We start from the raw sequence: 20,373 nt of genomic DNA on the forward strand, positions 1-20,373 counted from the left end.
GCCTTACTCCACCGGGTTCGCGAGGGCGTTGACGGCCGCCGCCGCCATGGCGCTGCCGCCGCGCCGTCCGTGGACCACGAGGTACGGCACGCGTCCGTCGCGGGCCAGCGCCTCCTTGGATTCCGCCGCCCCGATGAAGCCGACCGGAATGCCGATCACGGCGGCGGGCTTCGGCGCACCGGCATCGAGCATTTCGAGAAGATGAAACAGGGCCGTGGGGGCATTGCCGAACACCACGAGCGCGCCGTCCAGCCGCTCGCGCCACAATTCCATGGCGGCGGCCGAGCGGGTGTTGCCGAGTTCCGTGGCGAGAGCCGGCACGCGCGGATCGTCCAGGGTGCAGATCACCTCGTTGTTCGCCGGCAGCCGCGCGCGGGTGATGCCGTTCGCCACCATCTTGGCATCGCACAGGATCGGCGCACCGCGCTTCAAGGCGGCTTCGGCCGCTTCGGCGAAATCGGGAGAGAGATCGATGTCGCCCGGCAAATCGGTCATGCCGCAGGCGTGGATCATGCGCACGACGACGCGCTCGGCCGTGCCGGAAAAGCGCGACAGGTCCGCCTCCGCGCGGATGATCGCGAAGGAGCGGCGGTAGATCTCCGCACCCTCGCGGATGTAGTCGCGGGAGGCGCTCATTGCGGGTTCTCCGCAAAGGTGCGGCGCAGGTCGTCGACGGTGGTCAAAGGCGATAAACGGTGCATGATCTCGTCAAGGGAGAGATGAAGGAATGAGGCGTCGCGGGTGGAGCCGTCCGCCACGACGTCGTAGCGGCCGTCGGGGCGGCTCACCAGGGTGAGATCGGCCCTGCCCGGATGGGCGCAGCCTTTCGGGCAGCCTGAGACGTGAAGGGTTGCGCCCCCTTGCAGGAGATCTCCACAGGATTGCGCAATCCTCAGTGCATCGGCGGGCGCGGATGTGAGCGCGCCGCCGCAATCCGGCCGGCCGGGACAGGCGATCAGGGACAGGCGTACGTCGTCCGCGTCGGTGATGAAGCCGGCCCGGTGCGCCTCGTCGATCAATGCAGAGAGGTGCTCGTCTGCGATCTCCGGCAGCAGGATGCCGCGCGTGAAGGACAGGCGGATCTCGCCATTGCCGAAGCGCTCGCTCCAGGCAGCTGCCTGTACCAGTTGCTCCGTGCGGCAGCGGCCGAAGGGGAGGGCGAGGAGAACGGCCTGTCCGCTGTCGAGAGACAGGACGCCCGCACGTGGAGGTGCCGACCGCCGGGGCGGAGCTGCGGCCGGATGGAGGTCTGCGCGTGCGACCAGCTCTCGCATCAAACCGAACTCAAGATTGCGCAGGCGCCGCGCCTCGGTCCGGCCTGTGCGCCGCATCTCCGCGAAGCCTGAGAGGTTGGCGTGAACGGCATCCGGCGTGCGGGAGAGGGGCGATGTGCCGATCCAGCACAATCCGCCGGGTGAGGGCACGCCGAAAGCCAGCACATCTTCAGTGATCGCCATCAGATGAAGATCTGCCCCGATCTCATCGAGGGGCATCGTGCCGCCGCCATCGACGACGACAAAGAACTTGGCCGGAAGGCCCTCGATAGAGTGCGCCGCATCCTCGATGGCCTGCGCCAGGGCGAGCGCATCGCACTGGTCTCGCGGATCGAGCCCGGCGAGGGGCGACAGCGCTGTGAGGCGATGCGGGCCGTCGCCTTCGGGCTCGGCGAGGCCTTCACGTTCGAGGAGTTCGAGCAGGTCGGGATAGGTTGCCTCGCTCACGCCGCGGATCTGCAGGTTGCCGCGGGCAGTGATGTCGAGATGGCCGTTGCCGTGTTCGCGCGCGCCCTGCGCGACGAGGCGCGCCTGATCCGCAGACAACCTGCCGCCGAACGGATGCAGGCGCACGAGCAGGCCGTCGCCAGTTGCCATCGGGCGGCGCACGCCCGGGCACCATCCCCGGCGACGCGCGGTGTCGGCCTGAACGCTCATTCGGCGGCCTCCCTGCGCTCATCGTCGAAGAAGGCTGCAACGGAATTGAGGCGGCTGTCCCACAGGCCGCGTCGGCGCGCATCCGCGAGGCGGTCACGGATCGCCTGCGCGGCGGCCGGGTTGGCGCCCGCGATCTGCTGCCAGGTGGGTTCGTCGGCCATCAAGGCCGTGAAGACGAGATCGAGGGTCGCGGCCGGGACGGCGTCCGTCGTGGCAGCAAAAGCAAAGAGCGCATCCACGCCTTGCGCGATCTCCGCCGCGCCGCGCCAGCCATGGCGCAACTGGCCTTCGATCCAACGTGGGTTCGTTAGGCGGCCGCGCACGAGACGGTCCACATCCTCCACAAGGGTGCGGGCTTTCGGGTTCTGCGGGCGGCTCGTGTCGAGGCTGTAGAGGGCTGGCGTGGTGCCCAGCGCCTGCGCGGCCGCCGCGAAGCCGCCGATGGCATCCGCCGCTGAATCGCCGTCGAGGATGTCGCGTTCGGCCACATCGCTCACATGGACGAAGGCTTGCGTCCGCTCGACCCGTTGCGGGAAGCTCCCATCGGCCTGAGCTTCGCCCCCGGCGCCGAACGCATGGGAGGTTCCTTCGAGATAGGTGCGGCCGAGATCGTCTCGTGTCGTCCGTTCGCCGTCGAGCGCCTGCGCCGACACGCCCGCGCCATAGGTGCCGGGCGCCGATCCGAACACGCGCGACAGCGCCTCGCCGCGCCGGCGTGCGGCGGCAAGCTCGTTCCACTCGTCATCCTCGTTGAGCGCCGCGACCGCGCGGGCTGCCTGATCGAGGAGCGCGATCTGGTCCGGGAACGTATCGCGGAACGCGCCGGAGACGCGCACCGTCACGTCGGCGCGGGGACGGTCGAGGAGCGGCTGCGGCATGATCTCGAAGCCAGTCACGCGGGTGGAGGCATGGTCCCAGGTCGGCCGCACGCCCATGAGCGCGAGCGCATGGGCGATGTCCTCGCCGCCGGAGCGAAGCGTCGGCGAGGCCCAGAGATCCATCACGATCCGGCGCGGCCAGTCGCCCTGCTCCTGCAGGTGGCGTCGCACCACTTCCGCCGCCGCGCGCTGGCCGAGCTCGGTAGCCGCGCGGGTGGGAATCGCGCGCGGGTCGAGGGTCGCGAGATTGCGGCCGGTGGGCAGCACCTCATTCTGGCCGCGCGAGGGAGATCCGGACGGGCCGGGGATCACGAAACGTCCGTCGAGCGCGTTCAGCAATCCGTCGCGCTCACCTTTCGCGCAGGCCGCGAAACCATCGGGCGCATGGCCGAACACGTGGAGCCCGTCGCGGATCGTCACCTCGCCGAGATCGCAGAGATGCGCGTCGAGACGGGTGAGCGCCTCGTCCATCGGTGTGCGTTCATCGACCCCGCAGGCGGCAGCGAGGCCGCTCGCCTGGGCACGCTCGAGAATTTCCGTTGCCACGAGTTCGGCGCGTCCAGGGTGAAGCACCTGGGCGGAGGAGAACTCCTCCACCAGTTCCCGCAAGGCTGCCGCCTCGCCGTGCAAACCGGCCTCTGTTGTCTGCGGCGTGAGATGACCGATGGTGACGGCGCCGATGCGGCGCTTCGCAGGAGCCGCCTCGCCGGGATCGTCGACGATGAAGGGATAGATCACCGGCATCGCGCCGATGGCAAGACGCGGCCAGCATCGCGTGGAGAGCGCCACCGCCTTGCCGGGCAGCCACTCGGTGGTGCCATGGGTGCCGAGATGCACGAGGGCATGAATCTGCTCCAGGGCTCTCAGGCCGAGATAGAACGCGAGATAGCCGTGGCTCGGCGGGCAATCGGGGTCGTGATAGAAGCCCTTGCGGTCATTGCCATGACCACGGTCGGGCTGAAGAGCGACAAGCACGTTGCCGGCGCGCACGGCACGGAAGCGGAAGGCCGCGCCTTCAAGGCTTGGATCTTCCTCTACGCAGCCCCAGCGCTTGTCGATGACATCGCGCAGTTCATGCGGCAGCGTGTCGAGCCATGCGCGGTAGGTGGCGAGTGGAACCGTGAAGGTGTCCTGCCCACCGGTGAGAAGCGGCATGAGATCGTCCGCCGTGAAATCCCGCCCGGCCTCGTAGCCGGTTTTGCGCAGCAGATCGAGGATCGCGCAGGCGCTGGCAGGCGTGTCGAGGCCGACCGCAAAACCGGCCCGTCCGCCGCGCGCAGGGTAATCGGAGAGAACGAGCGCCAGCCGCCGCTCATGGCGCGGCGTATGGGCGAGGCGCACCCACGCAGCGGCCATGTCGGCGACTGCATCGATCCCGGCGTGGTCCGGCGCTTGGATGCGGCGGGAGAAGGCGAGCGCAGGATCGGCAGATTCTTCGGCCTTGAACGAGATGGGGCCTGCAGCAATCCGGCCGTCGAATTCGGGGAGAGCGATCTGCATGGCGAGATCGGCGGCGGAGAGGCCGCGGGGCGATGCCTCCCAAGCCTCCCTCGCGCTGCCGACGGGGATCGCCTGCAGGATCGGACAGTCGGCTTCGTCGAGCACGAAGCTGTCATCGTCTCGCGCCGAGAAGGCCGTGGTGGTGACGATGATGTCGGGACGGCGCGCTTGAATGGTGCGTCGCACGACCGCCACGGCCTCCGGGTCCTTCAGGCTCGACACGGCGAGAACGAGGGTCTCGATGCCGCGAGCGTGCATTGCCGCCGACAGATCCTCGACGGCCTGCGTGTCGCCGGAGAGCACGGCGGAGCGGTAGACGAGAAAGTAGGCGAGGGGGGTGTCGCCGGAGAGGCGGGCGAGAGCGGTCTCGGGTTCGGCGATGATGCGGGTTCCAATCCCACAGACCTCATCCTGAGGAGCAGACGCAGTCTGCGTCTCGAAGGAGGGTCCAGAGAGCACTGGACGATCCTTCGAGATGCCGCTGACGCGGCTCCTCAGGATGAGGTCGGAGTGGTGGAATGGGGGAGCCCAGGCGAATGCCCGGGGCGCTGCGCTCGGCGGCTCCACAACGGCATCGGCCTCGCCGATCTCGGCGCCGATGCGCGCGAGCAGGCGGACCATGTTGTCGATGCCGCCGGCCTGGAAATAGGCCTCCAGCTCGTCGCAGAGCGCCTGCGGAACGGTCGCGTAGGCTCCAAGCCGCGGATCGGGCCGGTCGTCGCCGGGCAGCACCGCGAGCTTCACGCCAGTGGGGCGGCAGGTTGCGAAAAGCCGCTCCAGCCCGTAGCGCCAGTAATCGAGGCCGCCGAGGCAGCGCACGAGGATGAAGCGGGCCTGCGATGCGGTCTTGTCGATATAGAAATCGACCGAGAGAGGATGGCGCAGGCGTCGCAAGGAGGCGAGGCGCAGCGAGGGACCGCCTGCCTTCAGTCGTTGCGCCGCCGCCAGCGCGCCGAGGTCACTGTCCGCGAAGGAGAGGACGACGATATCCCCCGGGGGCTGCTGGAGGTCGATGGCCTCCTGGCCCTCCTCGAGGGAGATCGCTGTGACCGGAAGGAGGTGCATGCTATCCCGCGCGCAAGGCGGCTTCGACGGCCTTCACGTCGAAGCCTTTCAGGCCGATCACCACCATGCGTCCGTCGCGCGCCTCATCGGCCTTCCACGGCCGGTCGAAGTGATGCGCGACACGCTGGCCGACGCCCTGCACCACGAGGCGCATGGGCTTGCCGTTCACGGGCGCGAAGCCCTTGATGCGCAGCACGCCGGCCGCCTCGGCCGCGCGTTCGACGCGGGCGACGAGCGCCTCAGGAGATGCGACGGCATCGACCGGAATCGCGATGCTCTCGAAATCGTCGTGGTCGTGGTCGTCCGCCGTCTCGTGGTGCGAGGGGCGGGAATCGAGGTCGGCTTCCGCCGCCGCATTCATGCCGAGCAGCACCGTCGGGTCCACCTTGCCGTGGGCGGTCTCGATCACCTTCACGGCGCGGGGCAGGTGCTCGTTGATCTCGGCCAGAACCTTGCCCTTGTCGCCGGGCTGCATCTGGTCGGTCTTGTTGAGGATGATGAGGTCGGCGCAGAGGAGCTGGTCCTCGAACACTTCCTCCAGCGGGTTCTCGTGATCGACGGAAGTGTCCGAAGCGCGCTGGGCTTCGAGCGCATCCGAGTCTTCCGCGAAGGCGCCCGAGGCGACGGCCGGGCCATCGACCACGGCGATCACGCCGTCCACCGTGACGCGGGAGCGGATGTCGGGCCAGTTGAAGGCGCGCACGAGGGGCTTGGGCAGGGCAAGGCCCGAGGTCTCGATGAGGATGTGCTCCGGCGGGTTCGGCCGGTTGAGCAGGGTGTTGAGCGCCGGCACGAAATCGTCGGCAACCGTGCAGCACAGGCAGCCGTTGGGCAGCTCCACGATGTCTTCCTGCGTGCAGCCCTCGATGCCGCAGCCTTCGATGAAGGAGCCGTCGAAGCCGAGATCGCCGAACTCGTTGACGAGAACCGCAAGGCGGCGCCCGCCGGCATTTTCCAGCAGGTGCCGCACCAGGGTGGTTTTGCCGGCGCCGAGGAATCCGGTGATGATCGTGCAGGGGATCTTGGAAAGATCGCTCATGAAGGCTTGCCTTTCGGCGGCTTGGTTCAGGCCGCGCTGCTTGTCTTGAACGGAGGAATGCGGGCGACCACACCTTTGCGGAACGCCTCGGGCCGCTCGCGCCACGGCACGAGGCCGTCGGAGGTCGCCGCATAGCGGCGCAGCCCATCGAGAATGGTCTCGACCGAGGTGTCGGCGCTCAGGTCGCCATAGATGTAGGTCCAGCGTCCCGGACTGGAGACCGCGATGGTGCAGGGCCGCTTGCAGACCGAGAGGCACTCGACCGGCTCCACGCGCACCTTCGGTGCGTCGGGCTGGCTCAGAGCCTCGATGAGAGACCGGTGAAGGATCGCACCGGGCCGGAGCGCCTTGTCGTCCGGGCCACCCGCCTGACGGCAGGTGACGCAGACATGCAGGCAGATCTCCTCAGGGGATGAGGTCATCGCTTGTGAGCCGATCCGCTCAGGCGAAGGCCGGCAGGGCCAGGGCCGCGACGCCCGTGACGGCAACCGCGACACCGGCGAGCCGCAGGGCGGGAGCGGCGAGCGCGCCGTTCGCCAGGGAGCGGGCAGCGTAAGCCACGCCCGTGGTCAGCGCGGTCTGAACCGCCACGAGACCGACGAGATAGGCGGCGAGCGGGGTGGCTTCCGCCCCGATGATGGCCTCGCCGAGCGCATAGCCGTGAACCGCACCGCCGGCAGCGAACAGAATCGCGATCAGGGCGTAGGGCAGGGTGGTGCGGATGGTCGCCGCAAGGCCGATGGCGACGACGCTGAGCGCCACCAGGGCTTCCGCATAGGGCAGACTGGCGCTCATCAGGTGCAGGCCGACGCCGGCCGCCATGGCGACCATCCAGAAGGCCGGAAGGGTGAGGCCACGGGCAAAGCGCGAGGCGACGAGACCGACGCCCACGAGGGCGGCGAGGTGATCGAGACCGATGACCGGATGGCCGAGGCCCGAGAGCAGGCCCTGGGACAGGGTGGCCGGAATCATGCCGCCCATGGGATGGTGGGCCAGCGCCGGCGTCGCGGCGGCGAGGCCGGCGAGCGTCAGGGCGAGGAGGTGGGTCTTGGTCGCAATCGTCATCGTTCTCTCCGTCGGGAGACTCAGAGTTAGAGTCTATTGAGCTTCCACGGACGGAACCGAATGACGAAGGGTCACTCGACTACGGTCACCGCTGGCTCACCCCGTCCAGCAGACCCGATAGAAGCAAAGGCTGACGGCAGGTCTCCTGGCTTGCGGGTCGATGCTGTTCGCTGCCGCCTTCCCGGGGTTGGATCCCAGTGGCATTTGGAGCGTAGGCTCGCCGCTTACAGTTGCGGGGGCAGCCGCGGTGTCTCACCGCATTCCCTTTTCACCCCGTTGCCGGGGCACCGTCGGTTTCATGCTTATCCGGCCAGGGGGGATGTTTCAAGCCTGGGCATCGCGATGGGCTGGCCTTGAAATCCGGTCCTGGCCTGTTCATGGTGCGGCCCTTCCACAGGAAAGCAGGCCCGGATGTCCCAGGACGAAGAGGCGCGCCACCGCGCCAAGATGATCAAGCGCAAGGAAGTGCAGGACCGGGAGGTCGCCTCCAAGACCGTCGAGAAGGGGCTGCTCATCGTCCACACCGGTCCCGGCAAGGGCAAGTCGACGGCGGCCTTCGGCCTCATGCTGCGGGCCCTCGGGCGCGGGTTCCAGGTCGGCGTGGTGCAGTTCATCAAGGGCGCCTGGGAGACCGGCGAGCGCATGGCGCTGGACCGGTTCTCCGATCAGGTCGAGTGGCACACCATGGGCGAGGGCTTCACCTGGGAGACGCAGGACCGCACCCGCGACGTGGCGGCGGCCGAGCGCGCCTGGGCCAAGGTCAAGGAGCTGATGGCCCGCGAGGACATCCGCCTCCTGGTGCTGGATGAGCTCAACATCGCGCTGCGCTACGAGTACCTGGACCTGGCCGAGGTGGTCGAAACCCTGAGGCAGCGCCGGCCCGATCTCCACATCGTGGTCACCGGGCGCAACGCCAAGCCGGAGCTGGTCGAGGCGGCCGATCTCGTGACCGAGATGACCCTGGTGAAGCACCACTTCGCCGCCGGCGTGAAGGCCCAGGAAGGCGTGGAGTTCTAGATGCGCGCGCTGATGGTGCAGGGCACCGGCTCCAATGTGGGCAAGTCGCTCCTGGTAGCCGGCCTGTGCCGGGTCTTTGCGCGCAGGGGCCTGAGGGTCCGGCCGTTCAAGCCGCAGAACATGTCGAACAACGCCGCCGTCACGGCCGATGGCGGCGAGATCGGCCGCGCCCAGGCGCTGCAGGCGCGCGCCGCGGGCGTGGCTCCCAGCGTCCACATGAACCCGGTGCTGCTGAAGCCCCAAAGCGAGATCGGCTCTCAAGTTGTGGTGCAGGGCCGCGTGGTCGGCACGGCGAAGGCGCGCGAATACCAGTCCTGGAAGCCGCGCCTCATGGAAGCGGTGCTCGACAGCTTCGGGCGGCTCTCGAACGAGGCCGACCTCGTGCTCGTCGAGGGGGCAGGCTCGGCGTCGGAGGTCAACTTGAGGGCCGGCGACATCGCCAATATGGGCTTCGCCCGCGCGGCAAACGTGCCGGTGGTGCTCGTGGGCGATATCGACCGGGGCGGCGTGATCGCAAGCCTTGTCGGCACCAAGGCGGTGCTTGATGAGGCGGATGCCGCCATGATCCGCGGCTTTATCGTCAACCGCTTCCGCGGTGATCCGGCCCTGTTCGACAGCGGTATGCAGTTTGTGGCGGAGCGTACCGGCTGGCCGGCGCTCGGCCTCGTGCCGCACTTTGCCGATGCGGCCCGCCTTCCGGCGGAGGACGGCTTGGGACTGCGGCGCGAGGGCCGCAAGGGCTCGGTCGTGATCGCCGTGCCGGTGACGCCCTGGATTTCCAATTTCGACGATCTCGATCCCCTGCGCGAGGAACCGGGCGTGGAGGTCGTTCTGGTCGAACCCGGCCAGCCGCTGCCAGCGGACGCGGCGCTCGTCCTCTTGCCGGGCTCCAAGACCACCATCGACGATCTTCTCTTCACCCGCCGGCAGGGCTGGGACATCGACCTTAAGGCGCATGTGCGCCGGGGCGGGCGGGTCCTCGGCCTCTGCGGCGGCTATCAGATGCTGGGGAGCCGGATCGAGGATCCGTACGGCATCGAAGGGGAGGCGGGCCGCACCATCGAGGGGCTCGGGCTTCTCGACGTATCGACCACGCTCACGGCGAAGAAGCGCCTGGAAGCCGTAACCGGCACGACGATTCCCGATGGAGCGCCGCTCTCGGGCTACGAGATGCATATCGGCGAGACATCGGGACCCGATGCGTTGCAGCGGCCCTTCGCGCGTTTGGCCAACGGCCAGGCGGACGGCGCCGTCTCGGCGGATGGCCGCGTGACCGGCACCTATGTGCATGGCCTGTTCGCGGACGACCGGCAGCGGGCGCGCTGGCTCGAATTGCTCGGAGCCGAGACGAGCGATCTCGCCTACGAGGCGCTCGTCGACGACATCCTCGACCGCTTCGCCGATCACCTCGAAGCGCATCTCGACTGCGAGCGTCTGCTGGCGATCAGCGCGCGATGATCCACGCCAGCAGCGCCGATCCCGCAGCAAGTCCGAAGAGCAGCGCGCAGGCCGTGCGGTAGAGCGCAAGCGCCCGGTCGATGTCGTCGGCCGTTGCCTCCGCGCGCCCGTCGCCCATCCAGCGGTCCTTGACGCGCACCTCGCCATAGACGCGCGGTCCTGCCAGGCGCAGGCCCAGCGCTCCCGCCATCGCAGCCTCGGGCCAGCCCGCATTGGGCGAGCGGTGATGTGCAGCATCACGGCGGACGGCCTGCCATGCGCCCGGCGCCGATGCTCCCCGATGCAGCGCTGCCGCCATGATGATGAGAAGGGCCGTGAGGCGCGAGGCAGGCAGGTTCACGAGATCGTCGAAGCGCGCCGCCGCCCACCCGAAAGCCTCGTGCCGTGGGGTGCGGTGGCCGATCATGCTGTCGGCGGTGTTCGCGGCCTTGTAGAGCACCGCGCCCGGCAGGCCGCCGAGCCCGAGCCAGAAGGCGGGCGCCACGATGCCGTCGGAGAAATTCTCCGCCAGGCTCTCGATGGCCGCGCGGGAGACGCCCGCCTCGTCGAGGCTCTGCGGATTGCGTCCGACGATCATCGAGACGGCGGCGCGGCCACCATCAATCCCGCCCTCGTGCAGACCTTTCGACACGGCTGCCACATGCTCGTGCAGGCTGCGCTGGGCGATGAGGCTGCTGGCGAGGATCGCCAGGAGAAGAATGCCGATGAGATCGAACGGCTGGAGGAGCGCACTCAACGCCCAGGCCGTCAGCCCCGTCACGGTGAGGAGAGCCAGCAGGGCCAGGATGCCGGCGCCGCGCCGTTGCCGGAAGGACCAGTCCTCCCGGTTCAGGCTTCCGTCCAACCTCTTGATCAGCCGTCCGATCCAGGTGACGGGATGGCCGATCGCCGTGTAAAGGCGGTTGGGATAGCCGACAGCCGCCTCGATTGCGAGGGCGAGGCTTAAGATCAGCAGGCTGTCGGAGAGGGCCATGGGTGAACGGGATGAGTGAGGCGCGGATCTGGCACGGGGGCGATCTGGACGAGGCCCGGCGGCTGTTTCCGCGGGCGCCCGAGCCGTGGATCGACCTGTCGACGGGGATCAACCCCATAGCCTATCCGGTGCCTCCCTTGCCAGCCTCCCTGTTCGAGCGGCTGCCGTCGCCTGCCGATCACCGGGATCTCGAAACCGCCGCCGCCGAGGCCTATGGAGCGACTGATGCCGCCATGGTGGTTGCGGCGCCCGGAACGCAGGTTCTGATCAGCCTGCTCCCGCATCTGCGCGCGCGGTCCCGCGTGGCCGTTCTCGGGCCGACCTATGCGGAGCATGCCCATGCCTGGCGCAAGGCCGGGCATGAGGTGGTGGAGGCCGAGGCTCAAGGCCAGCTCGGCGGCGCCGATGTGGCAATCGTGGTCAACCCCAACAATCCCGACGGCCGTCTCATCGACCGCGAGGCCCTGCTTCGCCTCGCCGAGGAACTGCGCGCACGAGGCGGCTGGCTCGTGGTGGACGAAGCCTTCGCCGATTTCGATCCGCGCGAGAGCCTTGTGCCTGCGCTCCCGTGCAACGCGATTGTCCTGCGTTCCTTCGGCAAGACCTATGGGCTTGCGGGCATTCGGATCGGATTCGCGGTGGCGTCCCGTGCAATTGCCGCGAGCTTAAGATCGACGCTCGGCCCCTGGGCCGTCTCGGGACCCGCCGTCGCGATAGGCCGCAAGGCTCTCCGCGACCGGAGGTGGCTCGATGCGGCCCGGGCCGCCCGGGCTGCCGATGCCCGCCGTCTGGATGCGCTTTTGAAACCTGTCGCCGAGACACCTCTTTGCGGCACGATCCTCTATCGCCTGCTGCCGAGCCGCCATGCGCCCGATCTTTTCCGGCATCTCGGAGAGCATGGCATCTGGGTGCGCCGCTTCCAGGCCGATCCGGCCCTTCTGAGGTTCGGATTGCCCGGATTGCCGGCGGACTGGCGGCGGCTCGAGAATGCGCTGGCGCTCTTCCGTTCGAGGTAACGCAGAGGTCTCCACCAGCTCCAAAAAGAAAAGCCGCGCCCAGCTGTTATGCTGGTTCGCGGCTTGAACCGTGCCTGCCCCCCGCAGCACGGTAGTCTGTTGAAAATATGCTTGGTGAACGTTCGTATAATCAACGTCTTTCAATAAGGAAATCTATAGGCGGATTTCCCGTGCAAATGGAATAGTGGAAATTACGTAGACTTCAAAGGTCAAGCTTGCGCCCGAGTGCGAGATGCGGGCCGCTTAAGCTTAGCCTTTCGTCGGATTCGGCCTGGCGACGGCAAGCCTAAACCTTTCTGTTGCACGGATTTTCGTCCCATCCATCTGCGCGCTCGCGGGCATTTTCCAGAAGTTGAGCCGGTCGCGGAGCGCGCCTGGATGGCGCTATGCCTGCCGTTGCGCAAAGTGTCGCAACTCTTCGAAAGGAGAGGGCTAAATTGGACCTGAGCCGCAGTTCGGGGGCGGCGGTGCGCCTGTGGCGAGCCCTCCCGTCGCAAGCTTGCCTCGCGGCGCGGCATGGGGAGGAGGTCGGAGTCGCTAGCGCCTCAGGCGCTTGGCGTTGGCGCGAACCTTCTTGCGATATCCCTTGACGACCTTATGGGCAGAGCCGCCCGCCGCGATGATCGCTGCGGCCTCGGTAAAGGCCGTGATCTTCTCCGTCACCATGAGCAGGTTCTCCGTAGGAGATCCCTGGCCCATGGCGGCCTGCGACAGGCGGGTCCAGATCACCAGCTGAGCCTCGGCGGCGAGCATCGTGGTGTCTGTGGCAAGCTTCATCCAGGGAATGAGCATCGAAACTCCTGAGGCGCCCGTACAGGACGGGAACGCCGAGCCTGAGTATCCGATCCACGCATTTGCGCAAATAGGCATGCGCTAAGCGGATGCCGACGTTCAGGGGCCGCCCGGCACGATGCAGCACGGCCCCTGTAAGAACCTAGTTGTTGCTGGCCCAGCTGGATACCGCCGTCTCGGGATCCTTGCCCGGGCGAACCACGACCGGCATCGGTGCCGGAGGCTCGGCCCGCGTCATGCAGTCCCGCATGTGCTCGCGGCGGGCTTCCTTGATGATCCGCCTGTAGTCCTGGCTGGACTTGTTCTTGGTTCGATGGATTAGCCGGGTCTCCTTGTAGCACGCGAACCAGCGCGCTCTCCCTTCCGGGGTAGAGGCCCATCCTCCCGTCTGAGCGAAAGCACTTCCACAGAAGAGGGTTGCTGCGGCAAAGACATACAAAGCTGAAAAACGCATATCGGTGCTCATGTTGCGAGTATCGGCTCACTTCATGAGGAATAACCGCTTCCGGCCCCTAACGTCTCAGCGGTAGGGCTAGGGCAAAAGGATATCTACCTTTGCGTCGTCCTAAGATGGGAATAAATGAAGCCTCGAGGCTGCGTGCGAGGGGCAGTCAGGCTTCAGGGCAGCTGGCAGCAGATCAGGAATGCCGTCAACGCGGCCACGAGGGCCGTCGCCATCAGGCCCCTGTCGACAGGGTCGTCGGGCACCGCTTTGCGATTCAGCACTCGCCTGATCACAGCCAGCTCTCGATGAGATGAACACAGGAGGGTCTAGGTGGGGCAGGGCGACCCGGCGTCAACCTCGTTCCATACGCGACTAACGACTGATGTTCCGCTTTCTCGGACCGGCTGTTTGGGGCGTCGAAGATCGGTCGTTCTTACCTCAGCCATCCAATCCGACGCCGCAGGGCGGCGTTCTGCCGAGCCCGGCGTCAGGATGACGCACCTTTGCACGTGGTCGGCCATGTTTCGGGCTAAGTGCTGACGGACAGATCAGGAAAGCTGGGGCATTGCGGTTAGCGCAGGTGCATCTTCTTTCAAGCGGTATCCCTTTGGAACTGTCCAAATGACCTATCGTTTACCCCAGGTGAGGTATACCCGTGACCGTGCGGCGGCGATCCCCGATTCGAGCCGTGCCATGGTGGATCACGAACGTGAGACGAGGCAGTGATGGAGCTGGAGAAGATCAAAGAGGCTGTGACGGCCGCCACACGTGACGAGGAGCTGGCGACGGCGACCTGCTACGAGGTTGAGGCCTATGCCAAGCTCTGGCCCTTCGTTTTCCTGGTCAATGACTGGGACGTCTGGAACGGAAGCAAGAGAGCGCTCAAGCTTCAGGTCGTTCGCTGGCTCGAGGACGAGGGTGCGCCTTACGACTTCTTCCAGATTCGCTCCGGCTTTGGCCTGATGGGGTTCAGGGATCAGGAAATCGCCCAAAAGTTCGAGCGGCGCTGGTCGGCTCCAGCGCAGGCCGCACCGGCCTCGAACGGGGACTGGAACCCGCACCCGCTCAAGAGCACGTTCGAGCCCGTTTACGCCAACTAGACAGGTTTTCGAAGCAGCATTCCCGATCAGGCGCTAACCGCCACATTGCGGATGGCGGGGGTGTCGCGGACATGCCCTGATGGAGGGTTCGAACCTGCGGGAGAGGGGATGGCGCTAAGCTCTGAAAGAGCAGGGTGGCTGGGGGACCTGGATTCGAACCAAGACTAACGGAGTCAGAGTCCGCTGTTCTGCCTTGGGGCTGTCCCGTGAAAACCCTCGTTTTAGGCCATTTCTGATTTCGGTCCGCTGTTCTAAGCGCCGAAGCTCGGGTTTTCGTATCACCTACATATCACATAGCGGAAATCCACAGCTCATTAAATGTGGGACACCGATTTCCCTAAAAAGGGAGCATCGGCGCGAGGAGAGGACATATGATGGCGGACGCCCCGGGGGGAACGGGGACACCCTGACCGTGGAACCGTCGGGCGCAAGATTCCAGACGACCCCTCACTCCAATTCCGCCGGCGATGCAACAATGAAACTCCAAACCAATCTGGAGGCATCCATGGCCGCGCAGCCGATCGAAATCCCTCCGCTCACTTCTTTCCCAAGCCGCGGCTCGACGAGGACGGCAAGCCAGCCACCCCCTGCCGCCTGTCACCAAGCACGAGTTGGCTGCGCTCGACTAAGGCTTCGAGGCGAAGGGCGGCGAGGTCCAGAGGCTGCCTGATGGATTCGCAGGCGGAACTCTCACGACGTACTACGGCCCCATCCTCCGGTAAGGCCGTTGCAATTCCCGCGCCGGCGGCACGAGGATTGGCCTCTGCAACGGGAGGGCGGCATGGATTTGGACTGGGGATCAATCACGGAGCATGATCCAGTGAAGGCATTTGAGGAGCGCGTCGCTCCCCTCCAGGAACGACGTGAGGCTCTTGCCCGCCTACCTCATCACACGCTAGCTGACGGCAACTTTGCCACCTCCCATCGGATCAAGGGTGCCAGCGCTCGGACCGTGCATGCGATCGCAAAGGGGCAATGGCGGGCTGCTTGCGGAGCCGCCCCGGGGCAAGGTGGTTCCTGGTCGACGGCGCTCGATGCGGACGTCGCGTGCCCGCGCTGCCTGAAGAAGATCGCTAATTAGAGTGTTGCAGGAGACGCGCAGGCGATCTCACCATCGGATGCCGAATTGTCCGGTTGGGAGGCAAGCATGACCATGGAAGACAGCAATCGAACCAACGCACTGGAAGCCCTCGTTGGCACTGTCGATGCCGCCTGAGCGTCGTTGGGGAAACGGCCGTGCAGGAGCGCCAGGATCGCGCCAAGCCCACGGAGTTCACCTACGGGCTGAGCGAGCGTGTCGTCCTGCTCTCCGGTGAGGGGGGCTCGTGATCGTCCGCGCCGAGTACGCCGAGTCGGTGGGCCATTACTTGCTCAGGTACGTCACTGCTGACGGTAGCCTCGTCGAAAGCTGGTGGAGCGAGCACGCGCTCCTTTCGCTCAAGGAATCGCGGAAGGCCGATCTGGTATCTGTATCGCAGGCGACCTAAAACAAGTATTGTTTTAGATACTATCATATAAAATGCCCTGTAGATTGCTGAGCTGTTCTTTTGTGGGCAAGAAAAAGGGAGCTTGAAACTTGATGGAACCTTAAGTAATGTTCATGTATTGAGCAGGACGAAGGGAGTTCATCATGTTGGGTCCGCACGCCACCGCTGGTTTCCTCGCTGTAGGACTTACGGACGCTTTGTTCTCGGCCGCGTGGAACGTCGCCGAGACCGCCCAGAGCAACCGCGACGCCGCTGTCCTTGGCGCCTGGAGCGGTGCCCTCGCTTCGGCCCGTGGTAGCGCGGACCGCATGACCGAGGTCGCTATCGCCGCGATCCAGCTCGTCGCCGAGCTGGAGCAGGAGAACGCAATTTTGCGGCGTGCGATTCAATATCGTGATGAAGCGCTCGCCGCTCGCCAATAAGGAAGTCGCATTCTTCGGAATCAAAAGGGCCGGGATCATTCTCGGCCCTTCGCCGTTTCGCACCTGTTGTTGATCAGGACTGCGGCACGTATGCGGGGACAAGTCCCTTCGATCGAGCGATCCGGTCGGCGATGATCTCAGTGTAGCCCATCGAAGTGAGGGCGCTGTCCTTGTGCTCCTCCGGAGCGTTCGCCAGGTACGGAGCCGCCGAGGACTGAGCGAGCACGCGCTCAGCCTCGATGACCGCATCTGGCTTCTCGACCCCTACGATCCGCCTCCGTCCGGATGCGAACTCGCCGCATGCCGTCGGTCCCACGGCCGCGAGCCGCTGGAGTTCCTTCTCAGATCTCGCCACGAGCCACGAGCGGATGTACGGCGGCAGCATGTCCAAATCGATCTCCAGTCGCGCATGGGGATCTGCGGACGCGTACTCATGCACGACCTCGCCAATGATCTCGAACGGCGCCGCGAGGGTGGACTTCGGCTTGCTCAGGAGAGGCTGCCTGCGCAGCGCAAGGGCGGCTCCCTCGACGGCGCGAATGCGACGCTCATGCTGGGCCTCGTCAGCGCCTTGTGCGGGAACGGGAATATTGGTTCCGCCACCGGATAACAGGCCGCCGAGCACTTTGCCGGGGATCGATGACGTCTTCCCGAGGATGTCACCACTCCACTTGAGCGTGGCAGCCGTAGCTCTGGCTGTAGTCTCGACTACCGTTGCCGTACCCAGAAGTGCGCCCCTCACCGACTTGTCTACGATCCATGCGCCCGTGCGTCCGCACCATTTCATGACAGGCACGCATGCGCCCAAGAGAGTGAGAATTCTAGTGATCAGCTTCCTCATGTCAGCGTTCCCCGTTTGTCGGTTCCTTGTCGACGCCGCCGCCGACATAGAGAGGGTTGTCTGTACGGGTGATATGCACAAATGGCCGGCGGGTTGTGCATCTCGCGCCGGCGTACGCACCATTCGTACAGCCGCACCATGTCAGCGGCTGGAACGGGGGGCACGATGAACAGGAAAACAGAATTCCAGAGGCTGTACGGACGGCTCAGACTGCCAGCCGCCGAGGTCGCGGCGATCATCGGCCGCCAAATCGGGACCGTGCATCAATACGTGTCCGACGGCGCACGGTCGCGACGTCCGCCGGAGAAGGTGATCGCCGCGATGCGGGCTGCATGGCGCGAGCGTGCGCATCTCCAGCTCGGCGAGATCGTGCGCCACCTGCGCGATGAAGGCGTTGCAATCGACTGGTTTTCCCTCGAGGAATCCGGTTCCGTCGAGCGGGTATTCGTAAAGCCGGCATTTCTTAGGAGGTACACATGAGGGCAAATACGATTGAGAAAATCTTTTAGCTCGCACTTCGTCCGCACCACATCCTGTCGAGCACACCCGAGGCCGTGCTCGAATACATCATCACGGACACGGGCATCCTCGTTGATGTCGATGCTGTAATCGCAGAAAAGCCGCCTGAAGTCAGGAAGGGGTTCAAGAAGACAACATCGCTTCCGAGTGGGCGATCTTGGTGGTCGACGATCGCTGCCGGCTTTGGCATGAGCTGCATGAGCACTGGCAGGAGGTCATGCAGGAACTCATCGATTCGTCTGGATTGAGAGGGCCTTGGAATAGCCTGCACCGGCGAAGGAATCGCCGGCGTCCTATCCCCGGCAGGGTGACGAAAAATCCTGGACGATTTCGGCCAGCATTTCAGAGGATGCGTCAACAGAATGAGGAGTCCTTTCGAATTTAAGAGACTTCGGTCGCTTGTACGGCTCCGCCGTACCGCGCATCCTTCGCTTGTCAGCAAGCGCTGACACTCGAGAAAACGAGAAGCGGGAGTGAGGATCATGAGCAAGCTTCGCACGATGGTTGATCTTAACGGAATGGTCTTTGCGGTGCGCCGCGACGGCAACTGGGAAGTCGTGTTCGTCGATGGTAAGGAGATCGGAGTGGCATTCGAACGGGTCTACTGGCAGCACGCGGTTGTTGCCCCTCGGGGCCGCATGGGGTGGCTGACCCGCAAGGCTGATTGCTTCGGAGGCTACCATGTAGTGGGCGCATGGAACGAGATCGGCGCGCGGACCCTGAAGGAGGCTGTTGAGGACTTGGCCTACAAGTATCGTAGGAATCCGAAAGCCCCTGGACCACATGTAATTGCGCCTCTTTCCACCTGAGGCGTCGCCCAGTTCTGCTCATTGCCCTAGTAGTAGCCGAATTTCGCATTCGCCTCGTGGATTGTTTTCGGCATTCGGTAGCAAGAATCACCAGACTTGATTGGGCCTTTCCGGTAGCTTCCGGCTCCATTTCTGGAGCGGGACAACGTGAGCGTTGAAGAGGAACTGAAGGGAAAACGCGCCGAGCTGCTTGGCGAAGTCGATGAGCTCGTACTCAAGATCGAAACCATCAAGAAGCAGGTATCCGCCATCGATCAGGTGATCGCAATCTACGACCCGGCGCATGTGCGGAACCCGACCTCGAGGATGGGGCACAAGCAATCCAGGCAAGCGATCCCGCTCCCAACCGAACTGAAACATCTCAATAAGACCCAGGCAATCCTTGAGGCGCTGCGCGAGGCCGGGGAGCCTCTGTCATCGGCCGAGTGCACGAGCCGGATGCCGCCAAGCACGGGGTTGCGGCCGATGACCCGGCGCTTGGCCGTTTCGTCACGCATGTCTCGACGTGCCTGAACTCCCTGGTGAAGCGCAATCGCGTTCGTCAGGTCGGTACTGTCGACGGACGCAAGAAGCTTTGGGAGATCGCAGCGTTGCGAGGAGCCGCCGGGTCGCCTTCCCAGATCAGGTCCGGTGGCTTGTTGCCCTGCCAGTAGCCGCACAGGTACCGAGACGTTGGCCTCCGGAGCGCCTGTGAGAGCATGGAGCGGGTCAGCCGACCATTGCTCATCTGCCGCGTGTCTTCCCTCCACGCGGGGTCGGCGACCTACCAGTCCAGATACCGGGTCCAGAAGCGGTGGTGGACGCCCACATAGGCCCGCTGGATGCCGCTGAAGAAGCTCTCGACCAAGTTGGTGTTGGTGCCATCATCGGAGGAATACGCCTTCGAGTGCGCAGCGTGGGCAGTTCACGTTCAAAATGTTCGAGCTAACCCTATCGGCTTACATGCGTTGTCAAAATTCTGAGCGGACACGTATCGGATGGGCACTTGGGCTCGGACGAAAAATGTCCTAGGGAGGTATCAACTTCGTCATTCGCGGTGGTCGAATTGAGCTACATCATTGCCTACGTCGCTTTCGAGGGGAGCGAGGCCCAGTACCCCGTCTGTTGCCTGCGGACGGACGTCAAGGTCGGTGATGCGGTCGTGGTCCGCATGGTCACCAGAGGCGGCGCGCTGAAGTGGGCAAGTGTCAGGAGCGTCGAATTCCTGAACTGGGACTGCCAAAACGGCATCGAATGCCTGGCATCCGAGGCTCAATTCGGACCCGACGGAATCATCCTGCCCCCCAACTCCCCCATTACCAAGGGGATTTGGAGACCTGAAGAGGTTCACGCCCACCTGTACCGGACGGGATGGATTCCCCGAAAGCCGAAGGGCACCGTCGCCAGGATCGCTTACACGCACACGAACACCAGCAGGACCGCGAACATCTTCTTCCGGAAGAATGGCGCTGACATTCAGATGCTCCCGAGGGAAGCCGGCCGGAACGTGATGCCGAACTCACCCATCAGCTATGCCCCCAGCGTCGGAGAGTTCGTCCGGAACGACCTGTCTCACAACAAGGTCAATGGGCTTGAACAGATTATCGCCTTTTCCGACGCGTTCAGGGAGAACAGGAGCGACTACACCAAGTACATGTCGTTCTTCGGCACGGGCAGGAAGGACCACCGGATTCCAGGCCCCGGGGAACGGAGCTTCGAGGGCACGATGTACGATCTCCTCGGAGGGAGCGGAGGCAACGTCTATCTCGGCGACGGATTGAGCCTGTCACCTTCCGGCGGGTGGGTGAACGATTGATCCCTCCGGCATTCGGTAGCAAAAGGAACGGCGCTTGAAGGTACCATGTGTCCAACCCTTCATTGCAGCCTGATCTACCGTCCCATCAAGTACGACAGGGAAGGTCGACGGCTACCACGGCCGGGGCGATCCGTGTATGGAGGAACGTTACCGATGATGGCGCTATTCCAGCAGGCAACAGTCGGTGTGTAGGCCCACTGCCAGGTACCTGTCGGGATCGA

General features: G+C 65.2%; 19 protein-coding genes, 1 pseudogene and 1 riboswitch. Of the genes and pseudogenes, 9 read left to right on the forward strand and 11 right to left on the reverse strand.

Annotation, left to right across the window (positions count from 1 at the left end):
* Nucleotides 1-3: 3 nt before the first annotated feature.
* From JAO75_RS08090 to JAO75_RS08115, 6 genes are read right to left on the reverse strand one after another with little or no spacing between them, the layout of a single operon-like run.
* Nucleotides 4-636, reverse strand: a complete 633-nt coding sequence (locus JAO75_RS08090; protein ID WP_199048180.1) for a precorrin-8X methylmutase — start codon at nt 634-636, stop codon at nt 4-6.
* On the reverse strand, nt 633-1,931 hold the full coding sequence (gene cobG, locus JAO75_RS08095; protein WP_199048181.1) for a precorrin-3B synthase: 1,299 nt from the start codon (nt 1,929-1,931) through the stop codon (nt 633-635). The genes JAO75_RS08090 and cobG overlap by 4 nt, the downstream gene beginning before the upstream one ends.
* Nucleotides 1,928-5,374 (reverse strand): cobaltochelatase subunit CobN, encoded by a 3,447-nt coding sequence (gene cobN, locus JAO75_RS08100; RefSeq protein WP_199048182.1) that lies wholly within the window; start codon nt 5,372-5,374, stop codon nt 1,928-1,930. Before cobN ends, cobG begins: the two co-directional genes overlap by 4 nt.
* 1 nt (nt 5,375) lies before the next feature.
* A complete protein-coding gene (gene cobW / locus JAO75_RS08105) occupies nt 5,376-6,413 on the reverse strand; it encodes a cobalamin biosynthesis protein CobW (RefSeq protein ID WP_199048183.1) in 1,038 nt (345 codons plus the stop codon).
* Nucleotides 6,414-6,439: 26 nt separating this feature from the next.
* Nucleotides 6,440-6,835, reverse strand: a complete 396-nt coding sequence (locus JAO75_RS08110) for a DUF1636 family protein (RefSeq protein ID WP_199048184.1) — start codon at nt 6,833-6,835, stop codon at nt 6,440-6,442.
* A 19-nt stretch (nt 6,836-6,854) separates the two neighbouring features.
* The gene (locus JAO75_RS08115) at nt 6,855-7,478 is read right to left on the reverse strand and encodes a HupE/UreJ family protein (RefSeq protein WP_199048185.1); all 624 of its coding nucleotides are present in this window, start codon (nt 7,476-7,478) and stop codon (nt 6,855-6,857) included.
* A gap of 118 nt (nt 7,479-7,596) precedes the next feature.
* Nucleotides 7,597-7,785, reverse strand: a riboswitch (cobalamin riboswitch).
* A 104-nt stretch (nt 7,786-7,889) separates the two neighbouring features.
* Here JAO75_RS08115 and cobO point away from each other — a divergent pair.
* Both cobO and JAO75_RS08125 read left to right on the forward strand, forming a co-directional pair.
* Complete coding sequence (gene cobO / locus JAO75_RS08120) at nt 7,890-8,495, forward strand: cob(I)yrinic acid a,c-diamide adenosyltransferase (RefSeq protein WP_199048186.1); 606 nt, start codon at nt 7,890-7,892, stop codon at nt 8,493-8,495.
* Between the two features lie 12 nt (nt 8,496-8,507).
* Nucleotides 8,508-9,953 (forward strand): cobyric acid synthase, encoded by a 1,446-nt coding sequence (locus tag JAO75_RS08125; protein ID WP_199048445.1) that lies wholly within the window; start codon nt 8,508-8,510, stop codon nt 9,951-9,953.
* Here JAO75_RS08125 and cbiB read toward each other — a convergent pair.
* Entirely contained in the window at nt 9,940-10,926 is a 987-nt protein-coding gene (cbiB, locus tag JAO75_RS08130; protein WP_199048187.1) for an adenosylcobinamide-phosphate synthase CbiB, read from the reverse strand. The genes JAO75_RS08125 and cbiB overlap by 14 nt on opposite strands.
* 11 nt (nt 10,927-10,937) lie before the next feature.
* Between cbiB and cobD the strand changes: the two genes are divergently transcribed.
* The gene (gene cobD, locus JAO75_RS08135; protein WP_199048189.1) at nt 10,938-11,942 is read left to right on the forward strand and encodes a threonine-phosphate decarboxylase CobD; all 1,005 of its coding nucleotides are present in this window, start codon (nt 10,938-10,940) and stop codon (nt 11,940-11,942) included.
* A gap of 537 nt (nt 11,943-12,479) precedes the next feature.
* Here the strand turns inward: cobD and JAO75_RS08140 are convergent.
* Together JAO75_RS08140 and JAO75_RS08145 are read right to left on the reverse strand one after the other, a co-directional pair.
* Nucleotides 12,480-12,734: a hypothetical protein gene (locus JAO75_RS08140; RefSeq protein WP_199048191.1), complete on the reverse strand. Its 255-nt coding sequence runs from the start codon at nt 12,732-12,734 to the stop codon at nt 12,480-12,482.
* A 142-nt stretch (nt 12,735-12,876) separates the two neighbouring features.
* Nucleotides 12,877-13,200, reverse strand: a complete 324-nt coding sequence (locus JAO75_RS08145) for a hypothetical protein (protein ID WP_199048193.1) — start codon at nt 13,198-13,200, stop codon at nt 12,877-12,879.
* Nucleotides 13,201-13,904: 704 nt separating this feature from the next.
* Between JAO75_RS08145 and JAO75_RS08150 the strand changes: the two genes are divergently transcribed.
* Complete coding sequence (locus tag JAO75_RS08150) at nt 13,905-14,279, forward strand: hypothetical protein (RefSeq protein ID WP_199048195.1); 375 nt, start codon at nt 13,905-13,907, stop codon at nt 14,277-14,279.
* A gap of 1,630 nt (nt 14,280-15,909) precedes the next feature.
* Complete coding sequence (locus tag JAO75_RS08155; RefSeq protein ID WP_199048197.1) at nt 15,910-16,188, forward strand: hypothetical protein; 279 nt, start codon at nt 15,910-15,912, stop codon at nt 16,186-16,188.
* 73 nt (nt 16,189-16,261) lie between these two features.
* Here JAO75_RS08155 and JAO75_RS08160 read toward each other — a convergent pair whose 3' ends face one another.
* Nucleotides 16,262-17,029, reverse strand: a complete 768-nt coding sequence (locus JAO75_RS08160; RefSeq protein ID WP_199048198.1) for a hypothetical protein — start codon at nt 17,027-17,029, stop codon at nt 16,262-16,264.
* A 165-nt stretch (nt 17,030-17,194) separates the two neighbouring features.
* Here JAO75_RS08160 and JAO75_RS08165 point away from each other — a divergent pair, with 165 nt between their 5' ends.
* The 3 genes from JAO75_RS08165 (at nt 17,195) to JAO75_RS08175 (ending at nt 18,870) form a co-directional block, all read left to right on the forward strand.
* On the forward strand, nt 17,195-17,509 hold the full coding sequence (locus JAO75_RS08165; RefSeq protein ID WP_199048199.1) for a hypothetical protein: 315 nt from the start codon (nt 17,195-17,197) through the stop codon (nt 17,507-17,509).
* A 521-nt stretch (nt 17,510-18,030) separates the two neighbouring features.
* Entirely contained in the window at nt 18,031-18,357 is a 327-nt protein-coding gene (locus JAO75_RS08170; RefSeq protein WP_199048200.1) for a hypothetical protein, read from the forward strand.
* 147 nt (nt 18,358-18,504) lie between these two features.
* A complete protein-coding gene (locus JAO75_RS08175) occupies nt 18,505-18,870 on the forward strand; it encodes a hypothetical protein (protein ID WP_199048201.1) in 366 nt (121 codons plus the stop codon).
* 250 nt (nt 18,871-19,120) lie between these two features.
* Here the strand turns inward: JAO75_RS08175 and JAO75_RS25460 are convergent.
* A pseudogene (locus JAO75_RS25460) lies at nt 19,121-19,237 on the reverse strand (transposase); the annotation flags it as partial.
* Nucleotides 19,238-19,402: 165 nt separating this feature from the next.
* On the opposite strand from JAO75_RS25460, the gene JAO75_RS08185 reads away from it, so the two are divergent.
* Nucleotides 19,403-20,152, forward strand: coding sequence for a hypothetical protein (locus tag JAO75_RS08185; RefSeq protein ID WP_199048202.1), 750 nt, complete (start codon nt 19,403-19,405; stop codon nt 20,150-20,152).
* The last annotated feature ends 221 nt before the right edge of the window (nt 20,153-20,373 follow it).

The organism is Microvirga splendida (genome assembly GCF_016427565.1).
Lineage (GTDB): Bacteria > Pseudomonadota > Alphaproteobacteria > Rhizobiales > Beijerinckiaceae > Microvirga > Microvirga splendida.

What these genes read in the sequence shown, in the direction of transcription:
- JAO75_RS08150 (WP_199048195.1), top strand. Translation starts at nt 13,905, where the DNA reads ATGGAGCTGGAGAAGATCAAAGAGGCTGTGACGGCCGCCACACGTGAC.
- JAO75_RS08115 (WP_199048185.1), bottom strand. Translation starts at nt 7,478, where the DNA reads ATGACGATTGCGACCAAGACCCACCTCCTCGCCCTGACGCTCGCCGGC.
- JAO75_RS08145 (WP_199048193.1), bottom strand. Translation starts at nt 13,200, where the DNA reads ATGAGCACCGATATGCGTTTTTCAGCTTTGTATGTCTTTGCCGCAGCA.
- cbiB (WP_199048187.1), bottom strand. Translation starts at nt 10,926, where the DNA reads ATGGCCCTCTCCGACAGCCTGCTGATCTTAAGCCTCGCCCTCGCAATC.
- cobO (WP_199048186.1), top strand. Translation starts at nt 7,890, where the DNA reads ATGTCCCAGGACGAAGAGGCGCGCCACCGCGCCAAGATGATCAAGCGC.
- JAO75_RS08140 (WP_199048191.1), bottom strand. Translation starts at nt 12,734, where the DNA reads ATGCTCATTCCCTGGATGAAGCTTGCCACAGACACCACGATGCTCGCC.
- cobW (WP_199048183.1), bottom strand. Translation starts at nt 6,413, where the DNA reads ATGAGCGATCTTTCCAAGATCCCCTGCACGATCATCACCGGATTCCTC.
- JAO75_RS08165 (WP_199048199.1), top strand. Translation starts at nt 17,195, where the DNA reads ATGAACAGGAAAACAGAATTCCAGAGGCTGTACGGACGGCTCAGACTG.
- JAO75_RS08160 (WP_199048198.1), bottom strand. Translation starts at nt 17,029, where the DNA reads ATGAGGAAGCTGATCACTAGAATTCTCACTCTCTTGGGCGCATGCGTG.
- cobN (WP_199048182.1), bottom strand. Translation starts at nt 5,374, where the DNA reads ATGCACCTCCTTCCGGTCACAGCGATCTCCCTCGAGGAGGGCCAGGAG.
- cobG (WP_199048181.1), bottom strand. Translation starts at nt 1,931, where the DNA reads ATGAGCGTTCAGGCCGACACCGCGCGTCGCCGGGGATGGTGCCCGGGC.
- JAO75_RS08170 (WP_199048200.1), top strand. Translation starts at nt 18,031, where the DNA reads ATGAGCAAGCTTCGCACGATGGTTGATCTTAACGGAATGGTCTTTGCG.
- cobD (WP_199048189.1), top strand. Translation starts at nt 10,938, where the DNA reads ATGAGTGAGGCGCGGATCTGGCACGGGGGCGATCTGGACGAGGCCCGG.
- JAO75_RS08090 (WP_199048180.1), bottom strand. Translation starts at nt 636, where the DNA reads ATGAGCGCCTCCCGCGACTACATCCGCGAGGGTGCGGAGATCTACCGC.
- JAO75_RS08110 (WP_199048184.1), bottom strand. Translation starts at nt 6,835, where the DNA reads ATGACCTCATCCCCTGAGGAGATCTGCCTGCATGTCTGCGTCACCTGC.
- JAO75_RS08155 (WP_199048197.1), top strand. Translation starts at nt 15,910, where the DNA reads ATGTTGGGTCCGCACGCCACCGCTGGTTTCCTCGCTGTAGGACTTACG.
- JAO75_RS08125 (WP_199048445.1), top strand. Translation starts at nt 8,508, where the DNA reads ATGGTGCAGGGCACCGGCTCCAATGTGGGCAAGTCGCTCCTGGTAGCC.